This window comes from Candidatus Accumulibacter sp. ACC005, assembly GCF_907163215.1.
In the GTDB taxonomy this organism is placed as follows: Bacteria; Pseudomonadota; Gammaproteobacteria; order Burkholderiales; family Rhodocyclaceae; genus Accumulibacter; species Accumulibacter regalis.
The window spans coordinates 188,249-212,822 of record NZ_CAJQUB010000001.1 but is presented as its reverse complement, the minus strand read 5'-3'; the positions used below and the strand labels follow the sequence as shown (position 1 = coordinate 212,822).

Genomic DNA, 24,574 nt, shown 5'->3' with positions numbered 1-24,574 from the left:
GGGGTTGCAGCGTTCCCGAAAGCACACAGACGATCGGTCCGGTCGACTCCCTGCGCAAAATCGGCAATCAAGAGTCGAACTTTGAGCGGCGCTATTACATCAGCTCTCGCGAGTTGACCGCCGAACAACTCGCCGTCGCCGTGCGAGGCCATTGGGCCGTCGAGAATCGACTTCACTGGGTCCTCGACGTCAGCTTTGGCGAGGATGCCAGCACCGTACGTAAAGATAACGGGCTCTATGTCGTTTCGTGTGGAACCGGCGGTGGGGTTCGCGTTTTGAGGGGGCGGCGATGTCAAGGGCGGACGGAGTCCGGGCGCAACCGAACCCTTTACATCGCCACCCCCTCGCTTACGCTCCCTCTGGGCCGAGGAAGGCAGTCTGCCGCCCTCGGCATGGAGGACAATGGCGGCCTTTCCTCTCGCGGCTGCTTCCTCATGATTGAAACGCTGTTCACCCAGGCTCTGGGTCTCGTTGCTCCTTGGCAGGTCGATGAAGTCATCTTCAAGCCAGAGAACGGGCGGATCGATTTCCAGGTCGGATTTGGCGCCGCCATTCACGCTTGCCCAGCTTGCGGTGCAGCGGCGCAGCCGCTCCACGACCGCTTGGCGCGCTCTTGGCGCCATCTGGATTTTTTCCAGTACGAGGCCCACCTGCATGCCGAGGTGCCGCGAGTGCCCTGTGCCGGTTGCGGCAAGGTGACGCAGATCGCCGTACCCTGGGCGCGTGAAGGCAGTGGCTTCACCCTGCTGTTCGAGGCGTTGACGCTGATGCTGGCGCCGACCATGTCGGTCCTGGCGGCCGGCCGACTGCTGCGTGTGCGCAGTCGCCGACTGTGGCGCGTGATCAATCATCATGTGGGCCGGGCGCGCGCCCGGGAAAGTCATGCCAGGGTTCGCGCGATCGGCGTCGATGAGACCGCGAGCAAGCGCGGTCAGACGTACCTCTCTGTTTTTTATGACCTCGACGCACAGCGTCTGCTGTTTGCGACGCCGGGCCGGGACAAGGTCACGCTCGGGAAGTTCGCCAGCGACCTCAGGGCGCATGGTGGCCAGCCCACCGCGATCACCCATGTCAGCATGGACATGAGCGGCTCGTTTCAGGCCGGCGCCGCCGAGCACTTTCCAGCAGCCGAGGTCTGCTTTGACCGCTTTCACGTCGTTGCTCTGAGCAGCACGGCGCTGGACGAGGTGCGCCGCGCCGAGGTCAAGACCGCGCCCGAACTCAAAGGCGCCCGCTGGGGCCTGCACAAGAAACCCGCCGACTGGACCGTCAAGCAAACCGACACCATGTACTGGTTGCAGCGCTCGAACCTCAAGACCGCACGGGCCTGGCGGATCAAGCAGGCGCTGCGCTCCATCTACGCCACCGCCACGACACCTGACGAGGCCAACCCCCTGCTCAAGCGCTGGCTCAGTTGGGCCAGCCGCTGCCGACTCGAACCCTTCAAGCGCCTCGGCCGGACGATTAGCAAGCATCTTCCTGGCGTCCTCAACGGTTTTCACCCCGGCAAGCACAATGGCCGGGTCGAAGCGATGAATCGAGCGCTCCAGGAGGCGCGCGCAAGGGCACGTGGCTATCGCCGCGTCGAAAACTTCATCGCCATGGCCTACCTCATCGCTGGAAAGCTCACTCATTTGCCCGCCTCGCCCTTCGCCCCATTCTTGCCCGTTCCACACGAAACGACCTAAACCCAGATAACGCCTCACAAACTCTTTCCCTCCTAAAGAAGATTGTTCTCAATCTGATACGGCTGGATACGACCGACCAGAAAAAAACCAGCTTGCGCCTGAAACGCAAGGCAGCCGCCTGGAATGACGACTTCCGGGTGAAGATCACGGGCCTCATCCGACTATGACACCCGAGTGCCGAGGCCCTGACTCATCCCCAATGAGATCCGGGCGCGGAAGCGCTGCGGTCGCCTCGCCCGCCTCCGGCCCTATATTCTATGCCATTCGAGATCTCCTCTACCGCCACTCAGTCCCGAACCAGGGGAACATGCCACTATATCGCGCCGACGCCGCTGCCTATTGCAAGGTTTCTTTGAAGAATTTAATTACCAAATTCGGCGGAAAAACATGCCCTCCATCATGGACAACTTCGTGCAAATTGTCTCCTACACCAAGGATGTTATATTGCTTTCTGATTACGGGGTAAAAGTATTCCTTAAAATTCACGTAGGGGTAATCCGATTCTCCGTAACCAATCTGCATCACGATTGGAGCTGCAGCAAGTACGAAACGGTTCTGATCACCGTATTTCCACATACCCGGGAAAAGTTGCGACAGGTCGTTAATTCCCTCAAAATCGGCGAGGCTGGAGTTAGCCCTATCAGCATAGTATTCCAAATAAGACCACATTCCCCCAAAATTTGAGACCGCTTTTATTCTCGGGCTTAGCAATGCCGTATGCAGCGCCAGCCATCCACCCAGAGAAACCCCGGCAGCGCCTATCCTTTTGTGATCAACTTTTGGATCATTTGCAAGAAATTCTAAAGCAGCTAGGTTTGCCATCTGCTGACGTGCAGGTATTAGGTAGTCACCAACCCCGAGCAGAGTAAGTCCAACCTCTAGTTCATCGTCCGCCCCGCCACCAGGTTCGTCTTCACGCTGCCATCTTTGGCCTTGTATTTGAAAATGAATAGTCGCATACCCAGAATCAATCTTCTCGACAGCCAGAGCAACAAAACCGGATTTACATAATCTTAATGCCATTGCTTTCTGGTAAGAGCCAGGATCAACAAACAGCTCCCTTAGCCCACCTTCAGCAGTATGTCCGCTGAAAACAATAATAGCTGGGGCGGGAAACGTCACGCTTTTCGGGTAACAGATACCAATCGGTATTTCGTCTCCGGTTTCTTTTACCGTCAATTTATGCAGATATATTTGGTGCGAAGCTATCTCCACTTTACCAATTGACATTGTGGAGAACTTGCCAATGAGCGCACTTCTTTTTTTTGATGCGTCTGATATGATCCAATCCCTTCCTTTCTGCTTGGAACCGTTCATTGATACAACCATTAAATCAATTAACCTCTCCCTAAAAGAATAGTAATCTCCTTCACCCAAGGGGAACATGTCGGTAGAGTATAGGCGGCTCTTCCTATAGCGTTCGATTACATTTTGGGCAAGAGGCTTTACTTTTCCAAAGAAAGCCCTTCCAATTGGGTCGTTCTGAAAATCATATTTTTCGCCCGGGGGGTCAGCAAAAACATGTGATGATTTTGTAATGAGAAATACGAATGCAGTGGCGGCAAATAGTAAACCAAAGCGCAAGGAAATCTTGCCCATGGCGGATTCAAGCAAGATAATTAACTTCATGAACACCTTGTGAGGCGTTCTAAACCCGATGAATTTTCGGGGTCGGTGACAAAAATTCTCCATGGCGACGCGGAGGCCCTCCGGCTGGATGATATCGAAGCGAAGTTCTTGGGGGATGTATGCCGCGCCAAATTGGCAGTGCTTAAGAGTTCGAGATCGCCATTATCTTCTTATGGACGCCGTACAAAGTGTCCCACAGTAGCTTTTCGCTTGCATAGGCATTGTGCGGCACTGAAGGCGCAGCCATATAGCTCTTGAAATCATCGTTCGAAAACCTGAGCTTCTTTAGCACGAATGAGTAGTCACTCGACTCTTGATCAGGGTCGGGATACGTGGATTGCGACATCAATTCGAGGGCGTGATCGCGAGTCATTTGCCCCGTTACGACCAATGTCGAAAAATGCAACTTGCGCTTGTCCACCCCAAATTTTCGGGGGAGGATGTGCCCTTGATAAAAACGCGTGAAAACCGACTCGTAGTGCTTATAGGGATAGGGGCGATACCCTACCTCCTTATCCAGTATCGCCAATGCCTCATCCTTGCGATAGTCGAAATAGTCCAAGAACGAGGTCCAGAGAATACCGAGCACATAGCGATTCCAGATGAAACCTGCTACAGATATCAGCGGGTGGGTCCGGATCGGGACGGAACCAAACCTCCTGTGGATGGCCTTAATGTTTCTGGCGTCGTATTTCAGCCAGTTCCAGTTCGACGGCATGTGCATGCCCTCGGTGGAACGATTGGTCCCGGCCAGTATCCATTTCACATTATACTGGCGAGCCAGCCGGTAATTCAGGGCCATCATGGCATTATCCATCAGCATCTCGATGTCAATGACGTTCGCCTTGAAGAAGGACAACTGGAGATCCTTGTTCTCATTCCAGTCGATCACATGAGTAAACAGGTCCACCTTCAGCGAACTGACAAGATTTGAGATGTTGTGTACGGCCAACTCGGAGTTCCAGCCATTGTCGAGGTGTACCGCAAGCGGTCTCAGCCCGTGCCTGACGGCAAGGAGGAGCGCATAGGAACTGTCTACCCCCCCACTTAAACCCACGATGCAATCGTAATCCCGCCCCTTGCCATCGTGTCGAACTCGCTCCAGGAAGGCATTCCTCTGATCCACGGTCGCCGCCAGCCCGGTCCTCTTCAATCTCGCGAGAAAATCCGTACAGTAGCTGCATGCGCCCTGATCATCAAAATCGATATCGGATGCGGTGGTATCCATTATGCAACGGGTGCATATTCGCGGTTCGGTCATATTGCGCATAATTTGTAAACGATTTCCTTGCAATGCTGATCTCTGATCAGAGTAGAAAACTCACGCAAGGAAGAGAAATTTCAAGAAAACTCCCCAGCTTTGGCAGCCGAAGCGGACCGCAGGCCAAGGTGAGCATACATGTCTAGCAACTGCGCCTCTTCGGCCTCCCAGCCGTAACGGACTTTGCTGGAGCGGATATGCTTCTTTTTCCCTGTAATCTCCTGCTGCCCCAGCGCTGAGATACGCGCCTTTAGCGAAGCCGAATCAGGCAACACTTTCCAACCAAAGCCCGACTCGTCCACAAATTTCGCCATCTCCGGGAAGTCGCTCACCAGACTTGGGACGCCGCACATCGCGTACTCGAAAATCTTGTTTGGCAAGCAATAAAAATAGTTCAGGCAGACGTTCTCGATCAACGCAAGACCGACATCCGCGTCGACGGTGTACTCCATCACTCGGTGTGGCGGGACTGCCGGCAAGAAATGAATATTCGAGTAAGTGGCGGCGGCTTGTCGAACCAGCGGCTCCAAATCACCATACCCCATCAACACCAAGTGACGAGGCTCTCCCATTTGTGCGAACACTTCCAAGAGCATGCGCACGCCCCTGCCGGTGGTGAGAAATCCTTGGTAGAGATATAACAGGCATTCTGGCCTGTTCTTCAGGCCTATCGCCCGCTGCAACAGTCCGGTAGGCCGCACCTCCCCGGTTGCCGTGCGTGGCTTGTTACGTACAATCCATACGGCGGACAGGTGATACCGCGCACGATACCACTCGGCGATCGAATGGTTTACTACCGACACTGCGTCGCACTGGCCAATTAGGAGTCGTTCGGAAAACCTCGCCAGCAGGCGGCGAAGGCCACGACTGGAAACTGTCTCCGTCTCCAGCTCATGGGTGTCGTACACTAGACGACAGCCAGACCAGTGACGCACCAGAACGCCGATGGGTAACACCGACAGACTGTGACAATTGATGCATTCACATCGCAATCTTCGCAGTAGCCTCAGCACCGCGACATACCACCCGAGCCTCTTAATCACACGGCCACACCAACTCTTCAGAGAGCGTCCGAAGGTGGGATCCAGTCGAACTAGGCGAACTCCCGGTGCCACTACCTCATCTTCAAGAAGATCAGCACGGCCAACGGCAACGATTAGTATCTCGTCAAAGACTTGATGAGCGCGAAGAGACTCAACGATTCGCAGGATGCGCGATTCATTGGTGAAGTTTGATGGATAAAGGTGAACGTTCATGCAGACCGATCAGGGCCTGAAGATGCTCTTGATCCGGTTGTACGTTAGATACAGCGCCCGGCGCCCGTATCCGATCAAACGTTGCACCAGACTTTGCGGGCGCATGCTCCTGCACTCCGCATACCAGTTGCGAAGCTTGTTGTAGCCGGCAAAAGCCAGCTTCAGCTTGCGCTGGTGATTTGGGAATTCCGAATAGTGTTGCAGTGGCGAGGAAATCAGATCATCCAACTCCTGAACCGAGATGCCAAGCTTCTTGGCGATGAACTCTTTGTCCTCAGTCAGCAATTTTTCGTCGTAGAGCGGATTGCGCAACTGTGCGAGCGCTTCGTCTCGGGACATTTGCCCCGAAACGACCAGGCTCGCGAGGTGGGCTTTCCTCTTGTCATAGCCAAACTTGTGCGGCAGGTAGTAAGCCTGAAACCAGCGCGTCCAGCGCGATTCATAATGCTTACCGCCATAGTATCGCCAGCCATAGTCGCGCTCGAGGATGCGGATCGCCTCTTCCTTGTTATAGGGGATGTAGTTGAGAGGCCGCAGCACCTCCATCTTCAGAATCATCGGGTAGCGGAAATACAGATTCCAGAAGCTGACGAGTGGGAAATTTCCGCGCTTGCGTCGTCCGAAGCGCCGGTGAATTGCCTTAACGTGCGTCGCATCCATTGCGTCGTAGCCCCAACTCTGAGGCAGGATGCTCTCGGTGGCATAGTTGCTGCCGCTAATGACGTACTTTATGCCTGCCTGAATGGCGTAGCCATACAGCGCAGCGAAAAATGCGTGATCCTGTGGTACGTCCTGGTTAGCCAAATTGGAACGTAGGAAAGCCAACTGCATATCCTGCATTTCCTCCCAATCAACCACATGGGTTACCAGATCGAGGCCTAGGCGACTGCATATCTGCTCGATATTCATCACCGCCAGCTCAGAATTCCAGCCGGCATCGACATGCACTACCAAAGGCCGCAAGCCCCATTCAACCGCTTTGACTGCGATGAACGAACTATCTATGCCGCCGGATAGCCCGATGATGCAATCGTACCGCTTCCCCTCGCCATAACTCTTCACGTGGGCAATCATCTCAGCGAGGAGGAACTTGCCTTTCTCGGGGCTCGGCCAAGCGGGGCGGACGTTGTTGTCGAAGTAATGACAGTGGTTGCAGACCCCCTGATCGTCGAATGCAATGTCGGGATCGGTGGTATCCATGATGCAGCGAGTGCATATCTGGTAGGGGCGACTCTTGGAAACAAAGGCGGCTTCAGTGATTGGCGAGCCATCAATGGGCGCGAGGATTGCTTTTTGTGTCATTTCGATCTCGGTTTCAGGGGAGTTTTTGCGTCAGCAACTTGCGGTCGGGGTAGTTGATCAGAACGGCACGATGCGGGCCCATGAAGACGAACAGACTTCCGGCCGCGACCGCCGAGACGCCGCCTTCATGCACAGCCGCGACAAAGTCGTCAATACTGCTGGCACCACCGCAGGCGATGACAGGCACACTCACTGCGTGACTGACTTCGCGCAGCAGTTTCAGGTCATAGCCTGCTTGTGTACCATCGCGATCGATTGAATTGACAAGTATCTCGCCTACGCCGAGTCTTTCCAACTCCGCCAGATGCCGACCCAGGCTGCCGGGGCAACGCTTGGCGCCGGAGTGGATGTACAGTTCGTAGCGGCCGAGCAGCGTGCGGCGAACATCGACGCAGCCGACAACGCTCTGCGCGCCGTAAATCGAAACAGCTTCGGATATCAGGCTGGGGTTGGTATAGCCCGCGGTGTTGAGAACGACTTTCTCGAAGCCGAGGGAGAAGACTCGCCGCACCTGTTCGATGGAGGTTAGACCGCCACCGTAGGCCATCGGCATGAACGCTTCACCGGCGATGTCCTGCAGCATGTCAAAGTTCGGCTCGCGCCCCTCGGGCGTGGCAGTTATGTCGAGGAACACTAGTTCGTCAACTTCTTTCTCGTTGAAGATACGCACCGAGTTGATCGGGTCGCCGACGTACTTGGGGTCCTTGAACTTGACGGTTTTGACCAGTCCCTTATTGCGCAACAGCAGTACGGGAATCACGCGGGTCTTGTTCATCCGATGTTGTGCTCCACAAAAGCGCGCATCTGGGCGAGACCGTGGCGCAGCGATTTTTCCGGATGGAACTGCGTGCCTGCGATGTTGCCGCGCTGTACCGCACAAGTGAATTCGACGCCGTGCTCAGCGGTAGCAAGAACGTCGGCTGGGTCGGCGCAGTGCATGCAAAAGGAATGAACGAAATAGAAACGTGCATCATCGCCCATGTTATCGAGCAGTGGCGATGGCTTGCGCTGGTTGATCCGGTTCCAACCCATATGAGGCACTCGCAACCCGGGCGTGGCCGGCAAGCGCTTGCAGAACATGTCGATCCAGCCGAGGCCGGGCGCCTCGCCCTCCTCGCTACCTCGGCCGAGGATTTGTGCGCCTAGGCAAATGCCGAGCACCGGGCGGCGCATTTCGAACGCGAAGCGGTCGAGTGGCTCGCGCAGGCCCGAGGCATTAAGCATTTTCATGCCGTAATCGAAATGGCCAACCCCTGGCAAAAGCAGCTTGTCGGCGGCGAGAACCTGTCCCGCATCGCCCGAAACCACCGCTTCGGCACCTGCCTTGCGCAGCATGTTTCGCACCGACAACAGATTGCCGACCCCATAGTCAACGATGACGATCATCGGAACAACTCCTCGTAGAGCGACAACATGTGACGGCTCTCGGCTTCCCAGTTCAGTTGGCGCGCCGCCTCAATCGAGCGTTTCTTGTAGGCGTCAATGTTCTCACGATCAAAGCTGTTGATTGCGTCGGCGATGGCTTTCTCATCACAACCTGTCACTAGCGCTCCGAGGTCGTACTGCCGAACGAGCCGCGCCATTTCGGGCAAGTCGGATATGCATAGTGCCAAGCCGGCCATGATATATTCGAAAAACTTGTTGGGCAGCGCGAAGCGTCTTTGCGGACTGATGTCCTGATGCACGAAATAGCCGATGTCGGCACGGTTGGCGGCGGGTACGATTTCATGGAAGGCGACCGGTGGCTCGATCGAAAACCGATCGGCAACGCCAAGCTCATTCGCGAGATGCTGCAGTTCTTCGACGTACGACGGATCGCTGTAGCCGCGCAATACCAGGCGAAACTCGGGCCTCCACAGCGGCAGCGAGCGCACAGCGAAATGCAGTCCGCGTGATGCGTAGATTTCACCATGGTACATCACCGTCAGGGGGTTCCCCGCAGGACGGAATGGCTGCTCGACGAAGAATGGCACTGAGCGCACCACGCGCACCGGTCGCTTGAGCTTGTTTTCGGCGTTAAGCAGTCCGGCAATGCCTTCGCATACCGTGGTGACTGCATCGGCGCGGCTCAAAAAGTACTGCTGCAGCGCAATCACGCGTGGCCGATGCCACCTCACCCAAAGAGGATCCTGCATGTACTGGCCCGGCGCGTATTCGTGGCAGTCGATCACCATGCGCGCACGAAAGCTGCGCGCCACCTGCCAGCCGATGTCTGCAGTGAAGTAGTCGTGGCAAAGCACAAGCGACGGCTTCTGATCGGGATGCCTGTGTGTTGCCTTTTTTGCATAGTTGCGAATGACGATGCGCTTGCATTCAAAGCCTTCGACAAAACGTCCGTGAATACGTGCACCGTATTGGCGCAGCAAACTTGGCACCTTGGCGGAGGCGAGTACTTGGCCAGCGCGTCGCACTAATATTGACATTCTTTCTTCAATTAGTGCTGGTGCTCGGCTGGTGAGTCGCAGCAATGTTTGTATTTTTCTTAAAACAAGCCGCACCAAAGTTTGTATTTTTCTTACGATTACTATCTGCGGTATATGCGCTTGGGGCACGGGACGCACAGTGGGTTGCTCACGCACCAAACTCTCTGGCAACGAAACATGATGCCACCAGTCTGGGCATGCGACTGGCCCATTCAGACCAAACACCACCACACGCCACCCAGAATCACGTAATGCCATAGCTTGGCGGATCACACGCGGCTCCTTGCAAACTGGAGTGTAGGAAATAATCCAGGCTGTGCGGTCCTCTCCGAACCGCCTGGATCTCTGGTCGGTTTCATTCGTCATGTGTGGTCCACTCTCTTGATGCCTGCATGTCGATCAACTCCGCCGCGCTGGCCCAACACCATAGCCAGGAAGAATTATCGGCCTCACCACGCTGGTGTGCTTCCCACATATCCATCAACTGCTGGCCATTGTGACCGGGAATCGCGGCCAGGCGTGTATCGGTGACACGTTCACTCACCCAATCCTTGAGGCTTGAATTGCGCACCCATTCGTCCTGCGGAGCGGCGAAGCCAACCTTGTCGGCTCGCCAGCGCACTTCACGCGGCAGCATGTCGCGCAGGGCTCTGCGCAGGATGTTCTTGCCCCATGCGTTGTGCAGGTAGGCCCAGTCGGGCAAATGCGTTGCGAAGTCGACCAGTGCGTAATCGAGAAAGGGGTATCGGCATTCGATGCCGTGCGCCATCGAATTGCGGTCGCCGCTATACAGGTTGGACGGCAAGGAGGTACGCATCAGGTTGAGCGCGAGTTCGAAGCGCAGCACCCCAACGTCGCCGGGCGCGGGCAGGCCGTCGCCCCCGTAGTTGCGCTCCCAGTCCGCTACATACGAATGCATGTGGACACTGAACTCCTCGGCCGGCAGGCTGTCCCGCAGTACGAAACGCCGCTCAGGATTGGCGTAGCGGCTGGCGGCGTGGCGCAAGCGCCGGTCGCGCTGGTAGCCGACGAACTGTGCGTACCAATGGCCGAGTTTGCCCTGGTGGGCCAGTTCGACCTGCCACGCCTGCAGGTGGCATTGGTAGCCGGCCAGCACCTCGTCAGCGCCCTGACCATCGATGATGACCTTATAGCCCCTGGCGCGCGCGTCGCGCATCAACGCCCATTCAAGATACATCGAGGGCCCAGGAATGATGGTCTCGTGGTGCCAGTGCAGGCGACGCACGTCGCGTGTCAGCTGCTCAGGGGTCGGATTCACGCTGTGGCCGACCAGCCCGGTCTTGTGCAGCATCAAGTCTATATAGCTACCTTCGTCGATAGTCAGGTCGTTGGGGAAGCGTACGGACATGGCTGCCTCGATGCGACTACCGGCTTCCTTCTGGTTGGCCAGCAGCGCCACCAGCGAGGACGAGTCGAGGCCGCCCGACAGGCAGGCCGTAACCGGCACGTCACTTCGCATACGCTGCGCTACCGAGCGCTCGAGCAGGCTGCGGAATTCAGTTATCTGTTCGCGCTTAGACAGGCGGCCGAGGGAACGATCGTAGGCCGGCGTCCAGTGGCGCTTGTCGAACACGATGCTGCCGTCGGCGTCCACCAACATGCAGTGGCCGGCGCGTACCTGGCGCACCCCCTTGAACAGGGTCTCCTCGGTGCTGAAGATCAACCTGCCGAACAGCACCTTGCTGAACATATCAAGGTTGTAAGAGGAGTCGGCCTCGGGGTGCGCCAGCAACGCCTTGATTTCCGAGGCGAAAGCCAGCTGACCTCCAGGCAGGCGACACATGAAAAGTGGCTTCTCGCCAAAGCGGTCACGCGCGACGAGAGCCCGGCCTCGATCCTGGTCCCACAACACGAAGGCGAACATGCCGTTGAGGCGTTCTATCATCGACTCGCCCCACTGTTCGTAGGCCTGCAGCAATACTTCGGAGTCGCCGCGCGTGCGGAACTGGCGGCCTACGGCTTCCAGCTCCGCGCGCAGTTCGATGAAATTGTAGATCTCGCCATTGAAGACCAGCATTTTGCGGCCATCGTTTGAGCGCATCGGTTGGTCCGCGACATGTCGCGTGTCCAGAATCGCCAGGCGCCGGAAGCCCATGGAGATACTGCCGCGTTCGTGTGTACCGGTCCAACTGTCAGCGCCATCCGGACCGCGATGAGCGAGCCGATCGCGCATACGGTTCAGTACTGTCAGTGGCAGAGGGTCGCCCGGACCCAGACTAGCGACAAATCCACACATATACGTTCTTACACCCAGGCCGTCAGTTTGCTTTGCAGAGGGGTGCGCGCTGCCCCGGAAGTCCATTCGCCATCCATGTGCACCATCGGCGGCTCGCTCCAGTTGGTCGGCGCCATCTGCAGATTGAGCAGGTCGGCGCCGAGCGTATGCACAGCGCCGTCGGGATAGTCGGGCTCGCGCAGCGCAGCCATCAGGACGTAGGTGCCTACGCCGATGCCAAGACGCGGTTGGTGCAGGCGCAGGTGATGCTTGCCTGCCGGCAGCGCCGCTCCACCGTCGAGTTCGAACAACAACGAACCCTCGCTGCTGAAACCGAGCACCACCGGCTTCAGTGGCCGTGCGAGGCACAACGTCAGGCGCAGTTCAAGCGCATCTCCGCTTTCCATAACCTTGAGACGCCGCTCCTGGTCGCCAAATTCGAACTGGATGATTGCATGGCCATGAAGATCGGTCGGCTCAATCAGGGCGTGGGCACGTTCAAGGAAAATCTCTTTCGTGCTCCGTGTTGCGGCCGCAGCCCCAGTCTCCAGTGATTGAACCGTTGGCGGTGTATCGAGTTTCGCCGCAAGTGCCAGCATGTAATCGCGATAGTGGTCGAGCACCTGTTCGGTCGGGCCATCCTCGCGCAGGTGGCCGCCGTCCAGCCATAGCGTCCGTTCGCAGTATTCGCGGATCTGGTCGAGGGCGTGCGATACCAGCAGCAAGGTCGTACCGCTGACCAGCTTGCGCATGCGTTCGGCGCACTTGTGCACGAAATAGCCGTCGCCGGCACTGAGCACCTCGTCAATCGCCAGCACGCTCGGACGAATCGCTGTCGCCGTGGCAAACTCGAGCCGTGCGCGCATGCCCAACGAGTAGGTCTTGATTGGATGGCGAAGGAACTCGCCGAGTTCGACGAAGTCGATGATGTCGGCTTCAGCTTGGGCAAGCGCATCGTCCGGCAGGTCGTTATAGACAAGGGCGTTGTGGATATTATCAAGACCGTTCAGCTCATCGCTAAAGCCGAAACCGGTCTGCATCAGCGCCTGAACCGTGCCGTCGATCTTGATCGTGCCTTCGCTTGGCCGGGTGGTACCGCAGATGATGCGCAGCAAGGTGGTCTTGCCCGAACCGTTGTGGCCAACCACACCGACGCGCTCGCCATGAGCGATTGTCAGGTTGATGGCATCGAGCGCCACCTTCTGGCGCACGCCCTTGGCGCCCATGCCGAGGTAATTTCTGACCTCCTGAACGGAATTGTCGTAGAGCTCGTAGCGCTTGGTAACATGATTGAGGCTGATAACCGGACGCGCTGCCGATGCACTGACGGGCCGAGTAGGAGGTTGCCTGCCATGAAGATGCATCATGCGAGCACCTCGCGCATCCAGCGGCCAATCCATTCGGCCGCTGCTGGCTCACCAAGTGCGCTGCGTTCGGGATGCCACATCACAGCCAGCCAAGGCAGACGCGTGTGATGCGCCGCCTCGACGGTACCGTCGGCATGCAGGTAGAGCGCCTGAAGTTCAGCGGTCAGGGCATCGCGGCGGATACCCCAGTTGTGATAACTGTTGACGTTCAAGGAGGGCAGATTCTGTCCGGGCGCGCCTTCTACGGTGTGGTAGCAGGCCACATGGCCCGAGATGGGCACAAGCGTACCGCCGAGATGGTGTTGCAGCATCTGCATGCCGCGGCAAACCGCCAGCAGAGGCAAGCCGTTGTTCGCGGCGTGATCTATCAATTGCGCCTCGGTCTGGTCGCGCTCGGGCGCCGTACCGAGATCGTTGCCGCCGCTCAGCACGATACACTGCGGCTGCCATTGCGCGAGCACCGCCGCCGTGGCCGCCGGGCGGTTTGTCATGGGCAGCAGTTCCACCGATCGACCAACGAGGCGTTCGAGGGTCGTTCCCCAAGCCTGGTCTAGCGCGTCGCGACGCTCGTTGCGCCCGTCCAGGATGTCGACGCGTTGGCTGATCACGGCACGCATTTCCAGTTCTCCTGGCGCCAAAGGCGCTGTTGGCCGTCAAGTTCGATGATCGCACCGTCGCGCAATTGCGTGAATGCCTGTTCCCCGATACCAATCACAGCGGGTATCGCGAATTCCGAGGCGCGGATCGCCATGTGCGAATTCGGCCCGCCAAAGGCCGTCACCAAGCCGCGAATGTCGAGCGCGAACAGGAAGTCGAAGCCGGGATCGGCATTGCTGATGGCGACAACACAGCCCGCCACAGCCTCCCGGCTGACCGCCGCGCCCGGAGCTATGACGCGCAGTGGCGCGCGCGCGCGGCGCTGGGTGATGAAGTTCGGTTCGCTTTGCGGTACGGCGAAGGCGTACACTTCGTCTGCATGTGCCAGTACTGGTGGCAGTAGGATGCGGCCGGTGAGGGCATGCCCACGATGGCGTCGCTCCGTGCGCTCGGCCAGTTCGGCGCGCGCGCCTTCCTCACCCCAAGCGAGCACCGATTGCGTCAGCCAGAAGTCGAGCGGCATACAGGTAAGGCGGTCGGCGGAAATACCGGCAGCGCGGCCCTGCGCAGCGAAATTGTCGAGTGCCACCGAGAGCAGGCGCGTGAAGACAAACTTGGAGTATTCGCGCCCTTCCACGGCGACACGCACAAAACGCAGCAAGCCTTCCGCGTCGACGCCCAGTTTGAGAACGGCAAGTGCCGAGTCGAGGGCGGTGCGTTCGTAGCCGGTCCACTCGAAGAGAGTGGCGGCCCGGGGATGCGCCGTGGCGATGATCGGGTCGAGGTAAGCCTCGGGCCGGTCGCGGTAGGCAGGGGTGTTGATGTCGTACGTGCCCGGGCGCAGGTGACCGAAGCGGCCGATGAAGCTGGTACGTGTCATACGGCCTTCGCGCACCGCTGCCGCGGCATCGGTCAGCATTAGGCCGAGGCCGGGCAGGCTCTCCATCAGCGCGGCGCGGCGCTCTTCGGTCAACAGCCCGGCGCGCACCGCCGAACGCAGCAGCGCGGCGGCGACAAAGCCGGCACGCGCCAAGTGCGCGAAGACGAGCGTTCCTTCTCGCGAGCAGACCACCAGGGTGCGGCGCAGCCAGTCCGGGAAGGGCAAGGTAACGCGTTCGAGATCGACGCAGCGCGCCTCGAGCGCGCGCGCTGCGATCAGTTGATCCTCGGCTTGGGCAAGAATGCCGCGGGTGATGCAGCGTAAGCCGTCCTGTAGTTGGATCATTTCGGAGACGTCGGTTATGCCGTTTTGAGTGTAATGCGCATGCCAGTCGGCAAAGCCAAAATCAAAGCAGGTCGGCAGCAGCTCGAACTCGATCTTGTCGTGCAGTGCGCGGTCGGACCGCAACCGGTCGATGGCATGATCGACGAGGCGTGCCGCGAGCGCCTCCGGCAGCCCGGCCGGCAGGAAGGAATTCAAGCTGGCGCGCACGTCGACAAAGGGCTGCCCGCAGAAGCTTCGCATCAACGGCCAGCCGCGCAGATCGCGGTAGCCGGCCTGATACCGCTGCTCGGCCCAGACTCCGTCGGTGACCAGGTAGCGGTAAAGATCGAGCGCCAAGGGGCCGGGCGTAACGCCGACGATTTCTGCCGGATTCCAGTCGGCCATGACACTCCACACAGTCTCCCGTCCAACCTGGCCAGCCGGGGGCGGAGCCAGATCGTTCAGCACTCTGGTCAGGCCGCGCAGACAGTCAGCCACTTCGGCGTCGCGGTCTCGGTCCTGATGGGCATCGCTGACAAACAGCGGCCGTACCTGCAGGGTGACAAGCTGGTCGTTGGCGTCGAGGGCAAACTCGATGTCAAGTGCGTCGTGGCAGACCCGTTGCTCAATCTCGTCGACCGCCTCGATTAGCCGGCGGCCGAGCGCGGGTAGGCGCGCCAGCGCTTGGGCATCGGCGAATCGCGACACCACCAGTTTGACGCCGCCGCGGCTGGCACCAGCGGTGATCTCCGTTGTATCGCTCCCGTGGCTATAGTGGATCACGCGCCACGGCGCGCCGGTCTCAAGGGTTCGCGTGAAGATCACACCGCTCGCCTTGACACCGTCGAGCTGCGGCTGCACCAAAACCTCATCGGACTCGTCATGGCCATCATAAGAGGCAAACACCCGATCGATGGCCGGGCCGAGCGTCGCCACGGCGGGACCAACGTCGAGTTCGGAGTGATAGCGCCCTGCGTTGGCGCGTTGAAAACCATCCTCGTCCGTGGCGCTGGAACGCACGATCAGAGCGCGCTGCTGCGGAAGCTCCCGCGTCAGCCGTTCCAGCACCTCACCGCGTTCGGTCTGCCATTGCTGGCGCGTGAAATAGGCCAGCGGCAGGATGCGCGAGCGCTCCAGTCGATGTTGCAGCCGCGCCAGCGTAGCCGCCTTGCTGCCCAACACGAAATGCGCTACCGAGCGGCCGTGTTCGGCATGGGCCCAAAGGTCTTGCGCGGCAACTCCTCGCAGCGGGACAGCCCCCTCAGCAAGCAGACGCGACAGGTGGGCGCAACGCAAAGCGGCGGCACCTTGCAGCACAGCTTTGCGGAAGGCCGGCACAAAGGACGCAGGCACACGTGCCAGGCCGACAAATTCGTAGTCGCACCCGTCCAGGGTCAGTGTCTCCGTTGGGTGGCCAGCGAGTGCGGGGTCGCGGCGCAGATCGTCGACAGCGACCGCGCAGGCGTCTGCGTTGCTGTCGAACAGGGCGCGCACCAGGGCCGGGCGCAGCAGGATGTCCGCATAGGCGATGTACAGGTCGCGCCGTCCTTCAGCCAGATCGTCGAGCGATTCGAGCGCCAACGCCAGCGAAGCGACCGGGCCAGTTTCCTGCCAGTCGGCGTTGAAGTGATAGGTAAGGCGCGGGAACTGCTGCATCACCGCGTGGATGTCATAGCCTCCGACAAAGCAGACCTCGGGTGCGAGCGCCGAAAAGGCATCGAGCTGCCAGTCGAGCACACGGCCGCGCAGCGTCACCTTCTGTAGGCCGAACGGCCGACCCTCCTCGCGTGGAGCTCCGGCACCGAGGATGATCAGTTGTGGCTTCACAGGAAGGCGTCCTTCATGACACGTGTGCGCAGGCGCGGATGCATCCATAGGTAGGCTGGACGTCGAGCCGGCGGTTGGGTGACGAAAGGCAAGCTGCGCAGGTCCGTGCCCGGATGCTGCTGTAGCACCTCAACCAGCAGGCGTGCCCGGAAGTGCGGATCGACCGCGAACAGTAGGGCGCGATACAACTCCGGCTCGCGACCGGCGGGGAGTAACTCGGCCATCGTCGGCAGGTGCGGGAGATCGGTTTCGTGCTGGCCGATCAACGGGCCTTCGTCGATACCAGGACTCATGTAAAAGCAGCTCACGCCGATGCGACGGCGCACCTGTGCCGACCAAAGCAGGCAGTCCGAACCGCGAATATCGGGCACGATACCCGGATGGATGTGCAACACTCGCACCCCCGGCTTGTCGAGAAGGCTGGCAGGCACGATGCCGCCGTTGGTGTACAAAAAAGCCGTGTCTGTCATGTTCAGCAAGCGCCGCTGCAGAACCGGATCGTGAAAATCGGAAGCGCTGAACTGCTCGACCTTGCTTGCAAGTTCCTGCGACTGCCAGTGCCCGAAATGATCAATCGGATCGAACCCGGCCTCCCGTTGCAACTGCAGGCACAGGGCGCGGTAATCCGCATCTGTGGCCTGTGCATGCGGCGCCCTGCTGCGCCGCCAGAGTTCAGCCAGGCGCTCGCCGATCAGGGCGCGCAGCCGCAACAAAGTGGGCGTCGGCCTGACGAAATCCACCAGCCAGAGGCGGCGTGGCCGGAGGCCGGCGGCGCGCAAGTATGTCAAATACGTACGCGTCGTGCTGCAGGCACGATCGCCGATTACCGTCAGATTGATTTCGGTCACGGCCATCGACATCATTCCCATTCCCTCAGGCGTGTCGCGCATGCGTGGTCCAGTGCCAGCGACAGAGCCGGCCGCGGGGTGTGCAGACCACCGTCCAGAGCCTTCAACACGGTGTTGAGGTGGCGTGCGTCGCCGTCGAGGTCATAGCCGATCAAATAGGCCGCAAGCAGTGCACTGGCTTGTGCGGGCGTGGCGTTCTCGCTACTTGCCGCTGGTTTCATGTCCGAAAGCGTGTAGCTGCGTTTGAGAGTGCCGGTAATCTCGATCTTGCGCGCCAGGCGATCCAGGAGTTGCTGGTCTGCCGGCGCAAGCGTGGTCCACGCACGCGCCCGGCTCGCCAGTTCCGCGACATCGCATTCGCCTGCGTTGGCTCGCGCATCGGCGGGAACCAGCTCCCCAATCAACGCGCTCGGATCGGGCGCCGGCGCAAGATGGCAAATCGCGTCGAGCGTACCCTGCCTTGCCATGGCGTGATAGCGGCGCAGGTCGTCCAGGGTGTCGACCTCGAGCCACCCGTTGTCGATCAGCGCCGGCCGCACGTTCCAGCCGGCATCGATCAGCTGCTGAATGAAGCTGGTCATGTACATCTTCGCAAACGGCTGACCGTCGTATTGCGCATTGCGATCCAGCCCATCGTAGAATGCCAGCAGGCGCGCATGCTGCAAAGCAGGGAAGCACACCAAGCCGATGTACTGCGCTTGCACCTCGTCGAGGCTGCGCGGACGCTTGCCGATTTCAGCAAGCGCGCCGTCGTCGCGTAGCCGGAAGGTCTCGACGTCCGAGGCGTAATCTTCCATACGGGCGCTCCACAGCGTGCGCCACTGCCGGTCGGCAGCGACGATCACGTCACCCGTGCCCTGCAACACGGCCAGCAGCACACGCGGCTCGAAAACGATGTCGCCGTAGCACATCAGCAGGTCGTCGCGGCCATCGAACAGTGCGCGCGCGCACATCAGCGATTCGACCATATTGGTCGTGTCATAAGCTGGATTGGCGATCACGGGGCAGCCGAGTGGCGCGAGGCATTCCATGTGATAGCCGCCGACCAGATTGATGTCGGACGCGCCGCCGGCGCGCAGCACCTCGATCTGGCGCGCCAGCAGCGGCATGCCGGCCAGCGCCACCATGCCCTTGGGGCGGTCACCTGTCAGGGGCATCAGGCGGCTTCCGAAACCGGCTGCGAGGATGACGGCACGGGCCATGTGTCAGGATTCCCGCAGTAGTCGATCGAGCAGCCCGGCGGCGCGTACGCCGCAGTCGCCCACCCTGCCGTGAAGGAAGCGCGCCAGGGTGTCGCCATTGATTGCACGCGGCGACGCAAGCATGTCCCGTACAGCCGCGACCACGGTGGCGGCATCGGGCGCCACCACAGGGCCCAGTTCTGCGCGCAGCGCCAACTCAACCGGATCAAGGCCAACTCTAGCCCAATCAGGATTGGCGATTTTCAGACCGACGTCGACCGAGACCACCGGACGGCGCCGTAATGCCGCGAACTCGAAGCTGGTGCCGGAATAGTCACCGACCAGCACGTCGGCGTCGAAGATCGCCTTGTCGCCATCCAAGGGCGACTCGAGCGTGACCCACGGCGTGCGCCCAGCCAAGGTTCGCAACCCGTCCAGCACCGGCGCATGTTCAAGGAAAAAAAGTGGGTGCGGTCGCACCACAACATCAAAGTCCTGGGCGGCAAGCTGCTCGGCCAGTGCCGGACCACAGCGATCAAGGAGATTGTCCGGCCCCCAACTCGGGGCGATCAGAACCTTCGGCCGCGCATTCTGCGCTGGCTTGCCCTGCTTGGCCATTTCGACCAGCACATCGAGTTTCCCATAACCGGCGGCCAACACTCGCCGGCCGGTCAGGCCGCGCGCCTTTGCCAGCGCCAGGAACTCGCGATCGTGCTGGGGCCCGGCGGCCAGCAGCACGTCGTAGCCATCGAAGGACCCGGGCGGGTATATCATGTGCAAGCTGGCGATCGAATGCGGCATATGTACGAACAAGCGCCCCCTCGTCGGAAAGATGCCGCGGTCGAGACCGCTCGAGGCGGTTACCGCGATAGCGCAGCGTTCCGCGGCGGCATCGACGAACGACACGCCTTGGCTCGCTGCGATGCCGGCCGCGCGGTAAAGACTAACGGCATGGTCGCCGCCTTCGGTCGCATTGCCGCACATGATTACCTGTACACGCTTGCCGCTGCGACGGCAGGCGAGTGCGGTCGAGCGCGTCCACACCTCGTCGATCGGAGCCGAACTGAGGAACAGGATGCTTTTGCCGTACTGGCGAAACCAGTCGAACATCAGTGCCAGGCCTCAGACATCGTGCCGGAACACCAGGGTCGATCGGCGGCGGTCGCGCGCCGGCCAGGCGAAGTGGCGATTGCCCGCCATCGCCCTGATGGCGCGCCATTCGTATAGACGGTACACCCAGCGCCAGTGCGGCAGCAGATCGTGGTCGTAAACGTATAGGCCAGGGTCGGTTTCGTCGGCGCGGTGCTGTAGCGTAAAGCCGCGCTTTACGAAGGCATCGATAATGCTTTCCGGTTGGCGCAGCACAAAATAACTGAACTCGTCAAGCTGGGTGCGCAACAGGACGCCGAGAGTCGGCATCACCGAATGGTTAATCATCACCTGGCCACCGGGGCTCAGCACGGCGCTCATTTCGTCGACGAACTTGCCCAGGTCGTGCGCGAACATGATGCATGCGCGCGCAAAGACGATGTCGTACTTGTCCTGCGTCAGCGAAGCGAGGTCGTGCTCGTTCAGGTTGTACTCAAACACCTTGAAGCCATGCGTGGCGCGAGCATACTGGATGGTTTTCTTGTTGATTTCCGTGAGCGTTATGTGCGCGCCGAGCTTTTCGATCTGTCGGATGAAGTGGCCGTTGCCGCCCGAAATGTCGAGTAGATTCTTGCCGGCCACCTCGACACCGGATGGCTCGAGATAATCGCGGATGAAGTCCTGGCCTTCTTGCTCCGACCAGTCAATGTGCACCTGTTCGACGAAATAGTCGTACATCTTTTCTTCGTCGAGTACTGGGCTTTTCTTCAGGTCGGCATATGGCAGCATCGACAGCGGGTAAGTTGCCCTTTCTTCACTGATGGCTGTGCCGCAGGCCTTGCAGCAATGCCAGAAACGCTTGTAGGTGTCGAGGGTGAGGAGGTCTCTGCTGCTGCAGGAAATGCAGGTTCGTGAGGTGGGGTCGAGGGTTGTCATTGGCTACTTTCTGGAGCGACACGGCGAAACACGTACAAATGCCGGGTTCCCCGGTCGGTGTCGCGTTTCAATTCAAGAGAGAACAGATCGGCAAAAGTGTCGATGGCCTCATAGAAGGCCGCGTTACCGACATCATTGGCGTGCGTCTCGAAGATCAGCTTGCCGTCAGGCGCAAGATAGCCGGCGCAGCGTTCGAAGTGCTCGCGTAACGGTACGCGGTAATTCTCGTCGTCGGTCCAATGGGTGGCGAATGACAACACCGCGGTAAACCGGCCCGGCGCAGAGAACTCCTGAATACGCGTCGGCACCAGCTTGACCCGGTCCGCTATACGCAGGTAATTGGCGCATTGCTGGCCAATCTCGATCATGTAGGGGTTGATGTCGATGCCCTCCGCTTGGCAGCCGGTACGGAACGAGGTGTAAAGCGCCATGAAGCCGCAGTTGCATCCAATGTCGAGGATGCGGTCATCGGGTCCGATCAGTTCGCGCAGTGCATAGGCATCGAAGCGCTCTTCGGTCGAGCGCTCACCGTACACGCCTAGAATGCCAAGTGCTTGGTAGGGATGACCGTAGAAGTAGTAGTAGCTGCCGTACTCCTTGCGTTGGCGTTCGAGGATATCGTCGATTCGAGCATGCAGCGCAGGCAACCCATTGGCAAACCAGTCTGACTCGGCGTGCGTGACATGGTGATTCATGAAGCGCACGCACGCCCGCGACAGGCAGACCATGCGGTAGGCAAGGCGGTTGAGGTGGGCGCCAATGGTGGCGCAGAGGTGGCGACATCTCGCGTTCTCGAGAATCTCGCGCTCCATGTGCTGGCGAAACCGTTCAAACATGATCAGAGATTTCCAGGATGGTGGGGATGCGGTAACCCGGTCGCTGTCCTGGCATACTGACGGGAGCGCGATCGATTACGTCAAGGTGGAAGGATTTGTACAGCGCATCCAGGCGAATGGCGCCTTCGGCAACCGTCCCGAGTGCCTTGTCGGTGTCAGTGATGGTCAGCGTGATATGATAGCTGCCGCTCACCAAAACGAGTTGAGGGCATGTCACCCCAACTTCATGGCTCACGCTTGGCTCGATATGCACGGCATCGACGTCGTTTTCGAGCACGGCAACCCGACGGCCAAGGGTGTCCCAGAACGTAAACAGGTAGCGCAGCCGGAAATCACCCCCACGTTCTGCGCGTAGCGTCAGGCGAAAGACCAGCGGCTGGCCGTGGGTCACCGAGAGACGAGTCTCCGCAGCGCCGTTGATCCAAACGCCGCTCACCTTGACGTCGCCACGGCCCGGCCAGCGCGTCACGACCTGGCCGCTGTCCGGCAACTGCTCATCGCCGAGATCGGCGGCCGACTCGCTGATCGACACGGTTTTGTCGTCGAGGTCGTCGGTGTGCCAACTGAGCCGTTCGAGGAAACCCTCATAGCGCTTGCTCACTTCGATCGCGTTGCCGTCGAGCACCGTCCTGCCGCGCTCGATCCAGATGGCGCGCTCGCAATACCGCGTGACCTGCGACAGCGAGTGCGACACCAGCAGCAGTGTGGTGCCGCACGAGCACAGATGTTCCATGCGGCGCGCGATTTTCTCCTCCCAGTAGATGTCGCCGGCGCCGAGTACCTCGTCAATGATGACGATGTCCGCCATGTGAGCGGTGGCGATGGCGAACTCGGCCCGCACCCGCATGCCGAGCGACAGATTCTTGGCCGGCTGTGTGAAGTAGTCGCCAAGTTCGGTGAAATCGCGAATCTCGGTGATGACCCTGTCGAGCTCGTTTGGCGAAAGCGACAGCATCGACAGGTGCTGGCGCGCATTCTCGAGCGTCGACAATTCCTGCGAGAGGCTCACTGAGCCAGGCAGCAATGAGTAGATCTCGCCGTCGACATGAAGCGTGCCGGTGGTTGGCGGGAAGGTGCCGGCGAGCAGTTTGAGTAGGGTCGACTTGCCAGCGCCGTTGCGGCCGATGATGCCGACACGCTCGCCGCGCACCATGGACAAGTTGATATCCTGAAGTGCCGGCACTGATCCGGCGATGTCACGCGGATCGGCACGGCCATGGCACACGGCACGGGCAAGGTAGCGCACGCCCTGCCAAGCGTTGTCGAAAACAGGATACAGCTTGCTGACACCCTCTATACAGATCACCGGCGCCGTCTTACCTTCCGGCACAACATCGTGCCCAACGCGGTGCAGGGTGCTTGCCGGTGCGTCCGTATCAAGTGCACGACTCACAGCAAATCCATCATCGCGACGCGTGCTCGCCGGAACACCCAGATGCCAACCAGAAGCATGGTGATCGAAATGCTGGTACCGAGCACGATCTCAATCATGGGCGGCAGCTCGTTGAGCAGTATCAGATGCTGGTTGGCCGACACATGATAGTAAATCGGGTTCAGATAGAGCAGTGGCTTGACGCGCGCCGGCACTGAATCGGGCGTATAGGCGATCGGTGTGACGATCATCAAAGCAATGACGATGTACTGGATCAAAAAGGTGATATCGCGCATCACGATTCCAAGCAGCGACAACAGACAGCCGAGGCCGACCGAGAAGCACAACTGAAGCAATGCTACCACGGGCAAAAGCAGCAGGTGCCAACTCGGTGTGGACAGCAGGACGTCGCCAGCAATGACGAAGGCCGAGCCCGGTAGCACGATCAGGTAGGCGGCAATAGCCGCCTTGGCCGGAATAAATTCCGGCGGGTAGTTGCTGAACAACAACTTGCGATCACGGCTGAGTGCGGAGGTCGTAGCACCCATCGCCTGCGCAAAGGCAAGGAACAGCACCAGACCCGAGAAGACGTTGAGGATGTACTCGGATTGCGACAAACCAGGCATTTTCACCTTGAAGATCACGGCATAGATCAGGGAATAGAGCGCAAGGAGCAGGAAGGGACCAACCACGATCCAAGATAATCCGAGTATGGTGCCGGCATGATGCGCATGTATCTCGACCTTGATCGAGCGTAGGAGCAGGCGGCGATGCGAGATGAAATTGCTCAATAAAGTCATGCAATACCCTCTTTAGGGACTACGACTACTCTACGCTGGCCCGTTGTCGCCAGATCTGCGCCCACCGGCAGGCTCACCACGCGAGCTGCCGCCCGCGCCGTGTGGGCAAGGCCTGGGCCCTCCGTTTTGTTGGCCGGCTGCCGATGGAGGGACGCGGGACAATGCACGGCAGTCGGGACGCCCGCGTTCTTGAACACCTCAAGCATCTTCTCGCGGTTCTCGACGAATACCGTGTATTGCGCGTAGCCCGCGCCTAGGCCCTTGCCGCATTCTACCTCCCAGTCGAAGCGGTGGAGCTTGGCGAGGACGATCACGCATTGTGTAGAGTGTCCGTGCGGCCGCCGACGCCGATGCGGTAGGAGCGCCTTTCTTGTCCTTGGACGCGGATTGCGCGCGTGGCAGTCGCCGTAGCAGCCGACGGTCAAGAGCTTGCAGCGCTTGCGGCCCAAGTAGACGGCGCCGAAGCTCTGGCAGGCATCCTCAATCACCGGCAGCCCATGCTTCGCTGCGATGTCGTCCATGTCGTCCATGTCGTCCATGTCGTCCATGTCGTCCATGTCGTCCATGTCGTCCGGCGGCCCGTAGAGGTAGGCCGACATGACGGCGCCGCTGCGCGGGGTGAGCGCCACCTCGATGAGGGCCGTGTCGATGTTGCAGGCCTCCGGACGGATGCCGACGAAAGCTGGCCGGTACGGAGCGGCACCTCAGAAACGCGGTCGGTG

20 protein-coding genes and 2 pseudogenes are annotated in these 24,574 nt (G+C 59.7%); 3 read left to right on the top strand and 19 right to left on the bottom strand.

Features of this window, described 5'->3' with window-relative positions; all coding sequences use genetic code 11:
* Positions 1–29 precede the first annotated feature (29 nt).
* From QZ613_RS01020 to QZ613_RS01010, 3 genes and pseudogenes are all read left to right on the top strand, one after another.
* Positions 30–230 (top strand): annotated as a pseudogene (locus tag QZ613_RS01020) (ISAs1 family transposase); the annotation flags it as partial.
* A 204-nt stretch (positions 231–434) separates the two neighbouring features.
* Positions 435–1,688 carry an ISL3 family transposase gene (locus QZ613_RS01015; protein ID WP_291981348.1) on the top strand — a complete coding sequence of 418 codons (1,254 nt, stop codon included), beginning with the start codon at positions 435–437 and terminating at the stop codon, positions 1,686–1,688.
* A gap of 5 nt (positions 1,689–1,693) precedes the next feature.
* Positions 1,694–1,855: pseudogene (locus QZ613_RS01010) on the top strand (ISAs1 family transposase); the annotation flags it as partial.
* 169 nt (positions 1,856–2,024) lie between these two features.
* Here the strand turns inward: QZ613_RS01010 and QZ613_RS01005 are convergent.
* The 19 genes from QZ613_RS01005 to QZ613_RS00915 form a co-directional block, all read right to left on the bottom strand.
* Complete coding sequence (locus tag QZ613_RS01005; RefSeq protein ID WP_291865821.1) at positions 2,025–3,317, bottom strand: acetylxylan esterase; 1,293 nt, start codon at positions 3,315–3,317, stop codon at positions 2,025–2,027.
* A 142-nt stretch (positions 3,318–3,459) separates the two neighbouring features.
* Positions 3,460–4,578, bottom strand: coding sequence for an N-acetyl sugar amidotransferase (locus tag QZ613_RS01000; protein WP_043567431.1), 1,119 nt, complete (start codon positions 4,576–4,578; stop codon positions 3,460–3,462).
* An 80-nt stretch (positions 4,579–4,658) separates the two neighbouring features.
* Positions 4,659–5,834: a glycosyltransferase gene (locus QZ613_RS00995; RefSeq protein WP_291865823.1), complete on the bottom strand. Its 1,176-nt coding sequence runs from the start codon at positions 5,832–5,834 to the stop codon at positions 4,659–4,661.
* Between the two features lie 9 nt (positions 5,835–5,843).
* Positions 5,844–7,136, bottom strand: a complete 1,293-nt coding sequence (locus tag QZ613_RS00990; RefSeq protein ID WP_291865825.1) for an N-acetyl sugar amidotransferase — start codon at positions 7,134–7,136, stop codon at positions 5,844–5,846.
* A gap of 13 nt (positions 7,137–7,149) precedes the next feature.
* Positions 7,150–7,911, bottom strand: coding sequence for an AglZ/HisF2 family acetamidino modification protein (locus QZ613_RS00985; RefSeq protein ID WP_043567435.1), 762 nt, complete (start codon positions 7,909–7,911; stop codon positions 7,150–7,152).
* Positions 7,908–8,522, bottom strand: coding sequence for an imidazole glycerol phosphate synthase subunit HisH (gene hisH, locus QZ613_RS00980; RefSeq protein ID WP_043567437.1), 615 nt, complete (start codon positions 8,520–8,522; stop codon positions 7,908–7,910). The genes QZ613_RS00985 and hisH overlap by 4 nt, the downstream gene beginning before the upstream one ends.
* Positions 8,519–9,925 carry a glycosyltransferase gene (locus QZ613_RS00975; protein ID WP_324593559.1) on the bottom strand — a complete coding sequence of 469 codons (1,407 nt, stop codon included), beginning with the start codon at positions 9,923–9,925 and terminating at the stop codon, positions 8,519–8,521. Before QZ613_RS00975 ends, hisH begins: the two co-directional genes overlap by 4 nt.
* On the bottom strand, positions 9,915–11,816 hold the full coding sequence (gene asnB, locus QZ613_RS00970; RefSeq protein ID WP_043567439.1) for an asparagine synthase (glutamine-hydrolyzing): 1,902 nt from the start codon (positions 11,814–11,816) through the stop codon (positions 9,915–9,917). Before asnB ends, QZ613_RS00975 begins: the two co-directional genes overlap by 11 nt.
* A gap of 8 nt (positions 11,817–11,824) precedes the next feature.
* The gene (locus tag QZ613_RS00965; RefSeq protein WP_291865830.1) at positions 11,825–13,162 is read right to left on the bottom strand and encodes an ATP-binding cassette domain-containing protein; all 1,338 of its coding nucleotides are present in this window, start codon (positions 13,160–13,162) and stop codon (positions 11,825–11,827) included.
* On the bottom strand, positions 13,159–13,779 hold the full coding sequence (locus QZ613_RS00960; RefSeq protein ID WP_043567441.1) for a gamma-glutamyl-gamma-aminobutyrate hydrolase family protein: 621 nt from the start codon (positions 13,777–13,779) through the stop codon (positions 13,159–13,161). Before QZ613_RS00960 ends, QZ613_RS00965 begins: the two co-directional genes overlap by 4 nt.
* A complete protein-coding gene (locus QZ613_RS00955) occupies positions 13,767–16,718 on the bottom strand; it encodes a PEP-utilizing enzyme (protein ID WP_291981232.1) in 2,952 nt (983 codons plus the stop codon). The genes QZ613_RS00960 and QZ613_RS00955 overlap by 13 nt, the downstream gene beginning before the upstream one ends.
* A 68-nt stretch (positions 16,719–16,786) precedes the next feature.
* On the bottom strand, positions 16,787–17,644 hold the full coding sequence (locus QZ613_RS00950) for a formyltransferase family protein (protein WP_291981230.1): 858 nt from the start codon (positions 17,642–17,644) through the stop codon (positions 16,787–16,789).
* Between the two features lie 5 nt (positions 17,645–17,649).
* Positions 17,650–18,840 (bottom strand): phosphocholine cytidylyltransferase family protein, encoded by a 1,191-nt coding sequence (locus QZ613_RS00945; RefSeq protein ID WP_291865835.1) that lies wholly within the window; start codon positions 18,838–18,840, stop codon positions 17,650–17,652.
* 3 nt (positions 18,841–18,843) lie between these two features.
* The gene (locus tag QZ613_RS00940) at positions 18,844–19,929 is read right to left on the bottom strand and encodes a CDP-glycerol glycerophosphotransferase family protein (RefSeq protein WP_043567446.1); all 1,086 of its coding nucleotides are present in this window, start codon (positions 19,927–19,929) and stop codon (positions 18,844–18,846) included.
* Between the two features lie 12 nt (positions 19,930–19,941).
* Positions 19,942–20,844, bottom strand: coding sequence for a class I SAM-dependent methyltransferase (locus QZ613_RS00935; protein WP_043567447.1), 903 nt, complete (start codon positions 20,842–20,844; stop codon positions 19,942–19,944).
* Entirely contained in the window at positions 20,841–21,680 is an 840-nt protein-coding gene (locus QZ613_RS00930; protein WP_043567448.1) for a class I SAM-dependent methyltransferase, read from the bottom strand. The genes QZ613_RS00935 and QZ613_RS00930 overlap by 4 nt, the downstream gene beginning before the upstream one ends.
* Entirely contained in the window at positions 21,673–23,073 is a 1,401-nt protein-coding gene (locus tag QZ613_RS00925; RefSeq protein ID WP_291865841.1) for an ATP-binding cassette domain-containing protein, read from the bottom strand. The genes QZ613_RS00930 and QZ613_RS00925 overlap by 8 nt, the downstream gene beginning before the upstream one ends.
* Positions 23,070–23,852 carry an ABC transporter permease gene (locus QZ613_RS00920; protein WP_291865844.1) on the bottom strand — a complete coding sequence of 261 codons (783 nt, stop codon included), beginning with the start codon at positions 23,850–23,852 and terminating at the stop codon, positions 23,070–23,072. The genes QZ613_RS00925 and QZ613_RS00920 overlap by 4 nt, the downstream gene beginning before the upstream one ends.
* Positions 23,849–24,487 (bottom strand): DegT/DnrJ/EryC1/StrS family aminotransferase, encoded by a 639-nt coding sequence (locus QZ613_RS00915; protein WP_291981346.1) that lies wholly within the window; start codon positions 24,485–24,487, stop codon positions 23,849–23,851. Before QZ613_RS00915 ends, QZ613_RS00920 begins: the two co-directional genes overlap by 4 nt.
* Between the last annotated feature and the right edge of the window lie 87 nt (positions 24,488–24,574).

Coding starts and splice junctions, on each gene's coding strand:
- QZ613_RS00965 (WP_291865830.1), bottom strand. CDS start 13,162: ATGATGCATCTTCATGGCAGGCAACCTCCTACTCGGCCCGTCAGTGCA.
- asnB (WP_043567439.1), bottom strand. CDS start 11,816: ATGTGTGGATTTGTCGCTAGTCTGGGTCCGGGCGACCCTCTGCCACTG.
- QZ613_RS00995 (WP_291865823.1), bottom strand. CDS start 5,834: ATGAACGTTCACCTTTATCCATCAAACTTCACCAATGAATCGCGCATC.
- QZ613_RS00985 (WP_043567435.1), bottom strand. CDS start 7,911: ATGAACAAGACCCGCGTGATTCCCGTACTGCTGTTGCGCAATAAGGGA.
- QZ613_RS00940 (WP_043567446.1), bottom strand. CDS start 19,929: ATGTTCGACTGGTTTCGCCAGTACGGCAAAAGCATCCTGTTCCTCAGT.
- QZ613_RS01000 (WP_043567431.1), bottom strand. CDS start 4,578: ATGACCGAACCGCGAATATGCACCCGTTGCATAATGGATACCACCGCA.
- QZ613_RS00920 (WP_291865844.1), bottom strand. CDS start 23,852: ATGACTTTATTGAGCAATTTCATCTCGCATCGCCGCCTGCTCCTACGC.
- QZ613_RS00945 (WP_291865835.1), bottom strand. CDS start 18,840: ATGGCCCGTGCCGTCATCCTCGCAGCCGGTTTCGGAAGCCGCCTGATG.
- QZ613_RS01005 (WP_291865821.1), bottom strand. CDS start 3,317: ATGAAGTTAATTATCTTGCTTGAATCCGCCATGGGCAAGATTTCCTTG.
- QZ613_RS01015 (WP_291981348.1), top strand. CDS start 435: ATGATTGAAACGCTGTTCACCCAGGCTCTGGGTCTCGTTGCTCCTTGG.
- QZ613_RS00930 (WP_043567448.1), bottom strand. CDS start 21,680: ATGTTTGAACGGTTTCGCCAGCACATGGAGCGCGAGATTCTCGAGAAC.
- QZ613_RS00960 (WP_043567441.1), bottom strand. CDS start 13,779: ATGCGTGCCGTGATCAGCCAACGCGTCGACATCCTGGACGGGCGCAAC.
- QZ613_RS00975 (WP_324593559.1), bottom strand. CDS start 9,925: ATGACGAATGAAACCGACCAGAGATCCAGGCGGTTCGGAGAGGACCGC.
- hisH (WP_043567437.1), bottom strand. CDS start 8,522: ATGATCGTCATCGTTGACTATGGGGTCGGCAATCTGTTGTCGGTGCGA.
- QZ613_RS00935 (WP_043567447.1), bottom strand. CDS start 20,844: ATGACAACCCTCGACCCCACCTCACGAACCTGCATTTCCTGCAGCAGC.
- QZ613_RS00950 (WP_291981230.1), bottom strand. CDS start 17,644: ATGGCCGTGACCGAAATCAATCTGACGGTAATCGGCGATCGTGCCTGC.
- QZ613_RS00990 (WP_291865825.1), bottom strand. CDS start 7,136: ATGACACAAAAAGCAATCCTCGCGCCCATTGATGGCTCGCCAATCACT.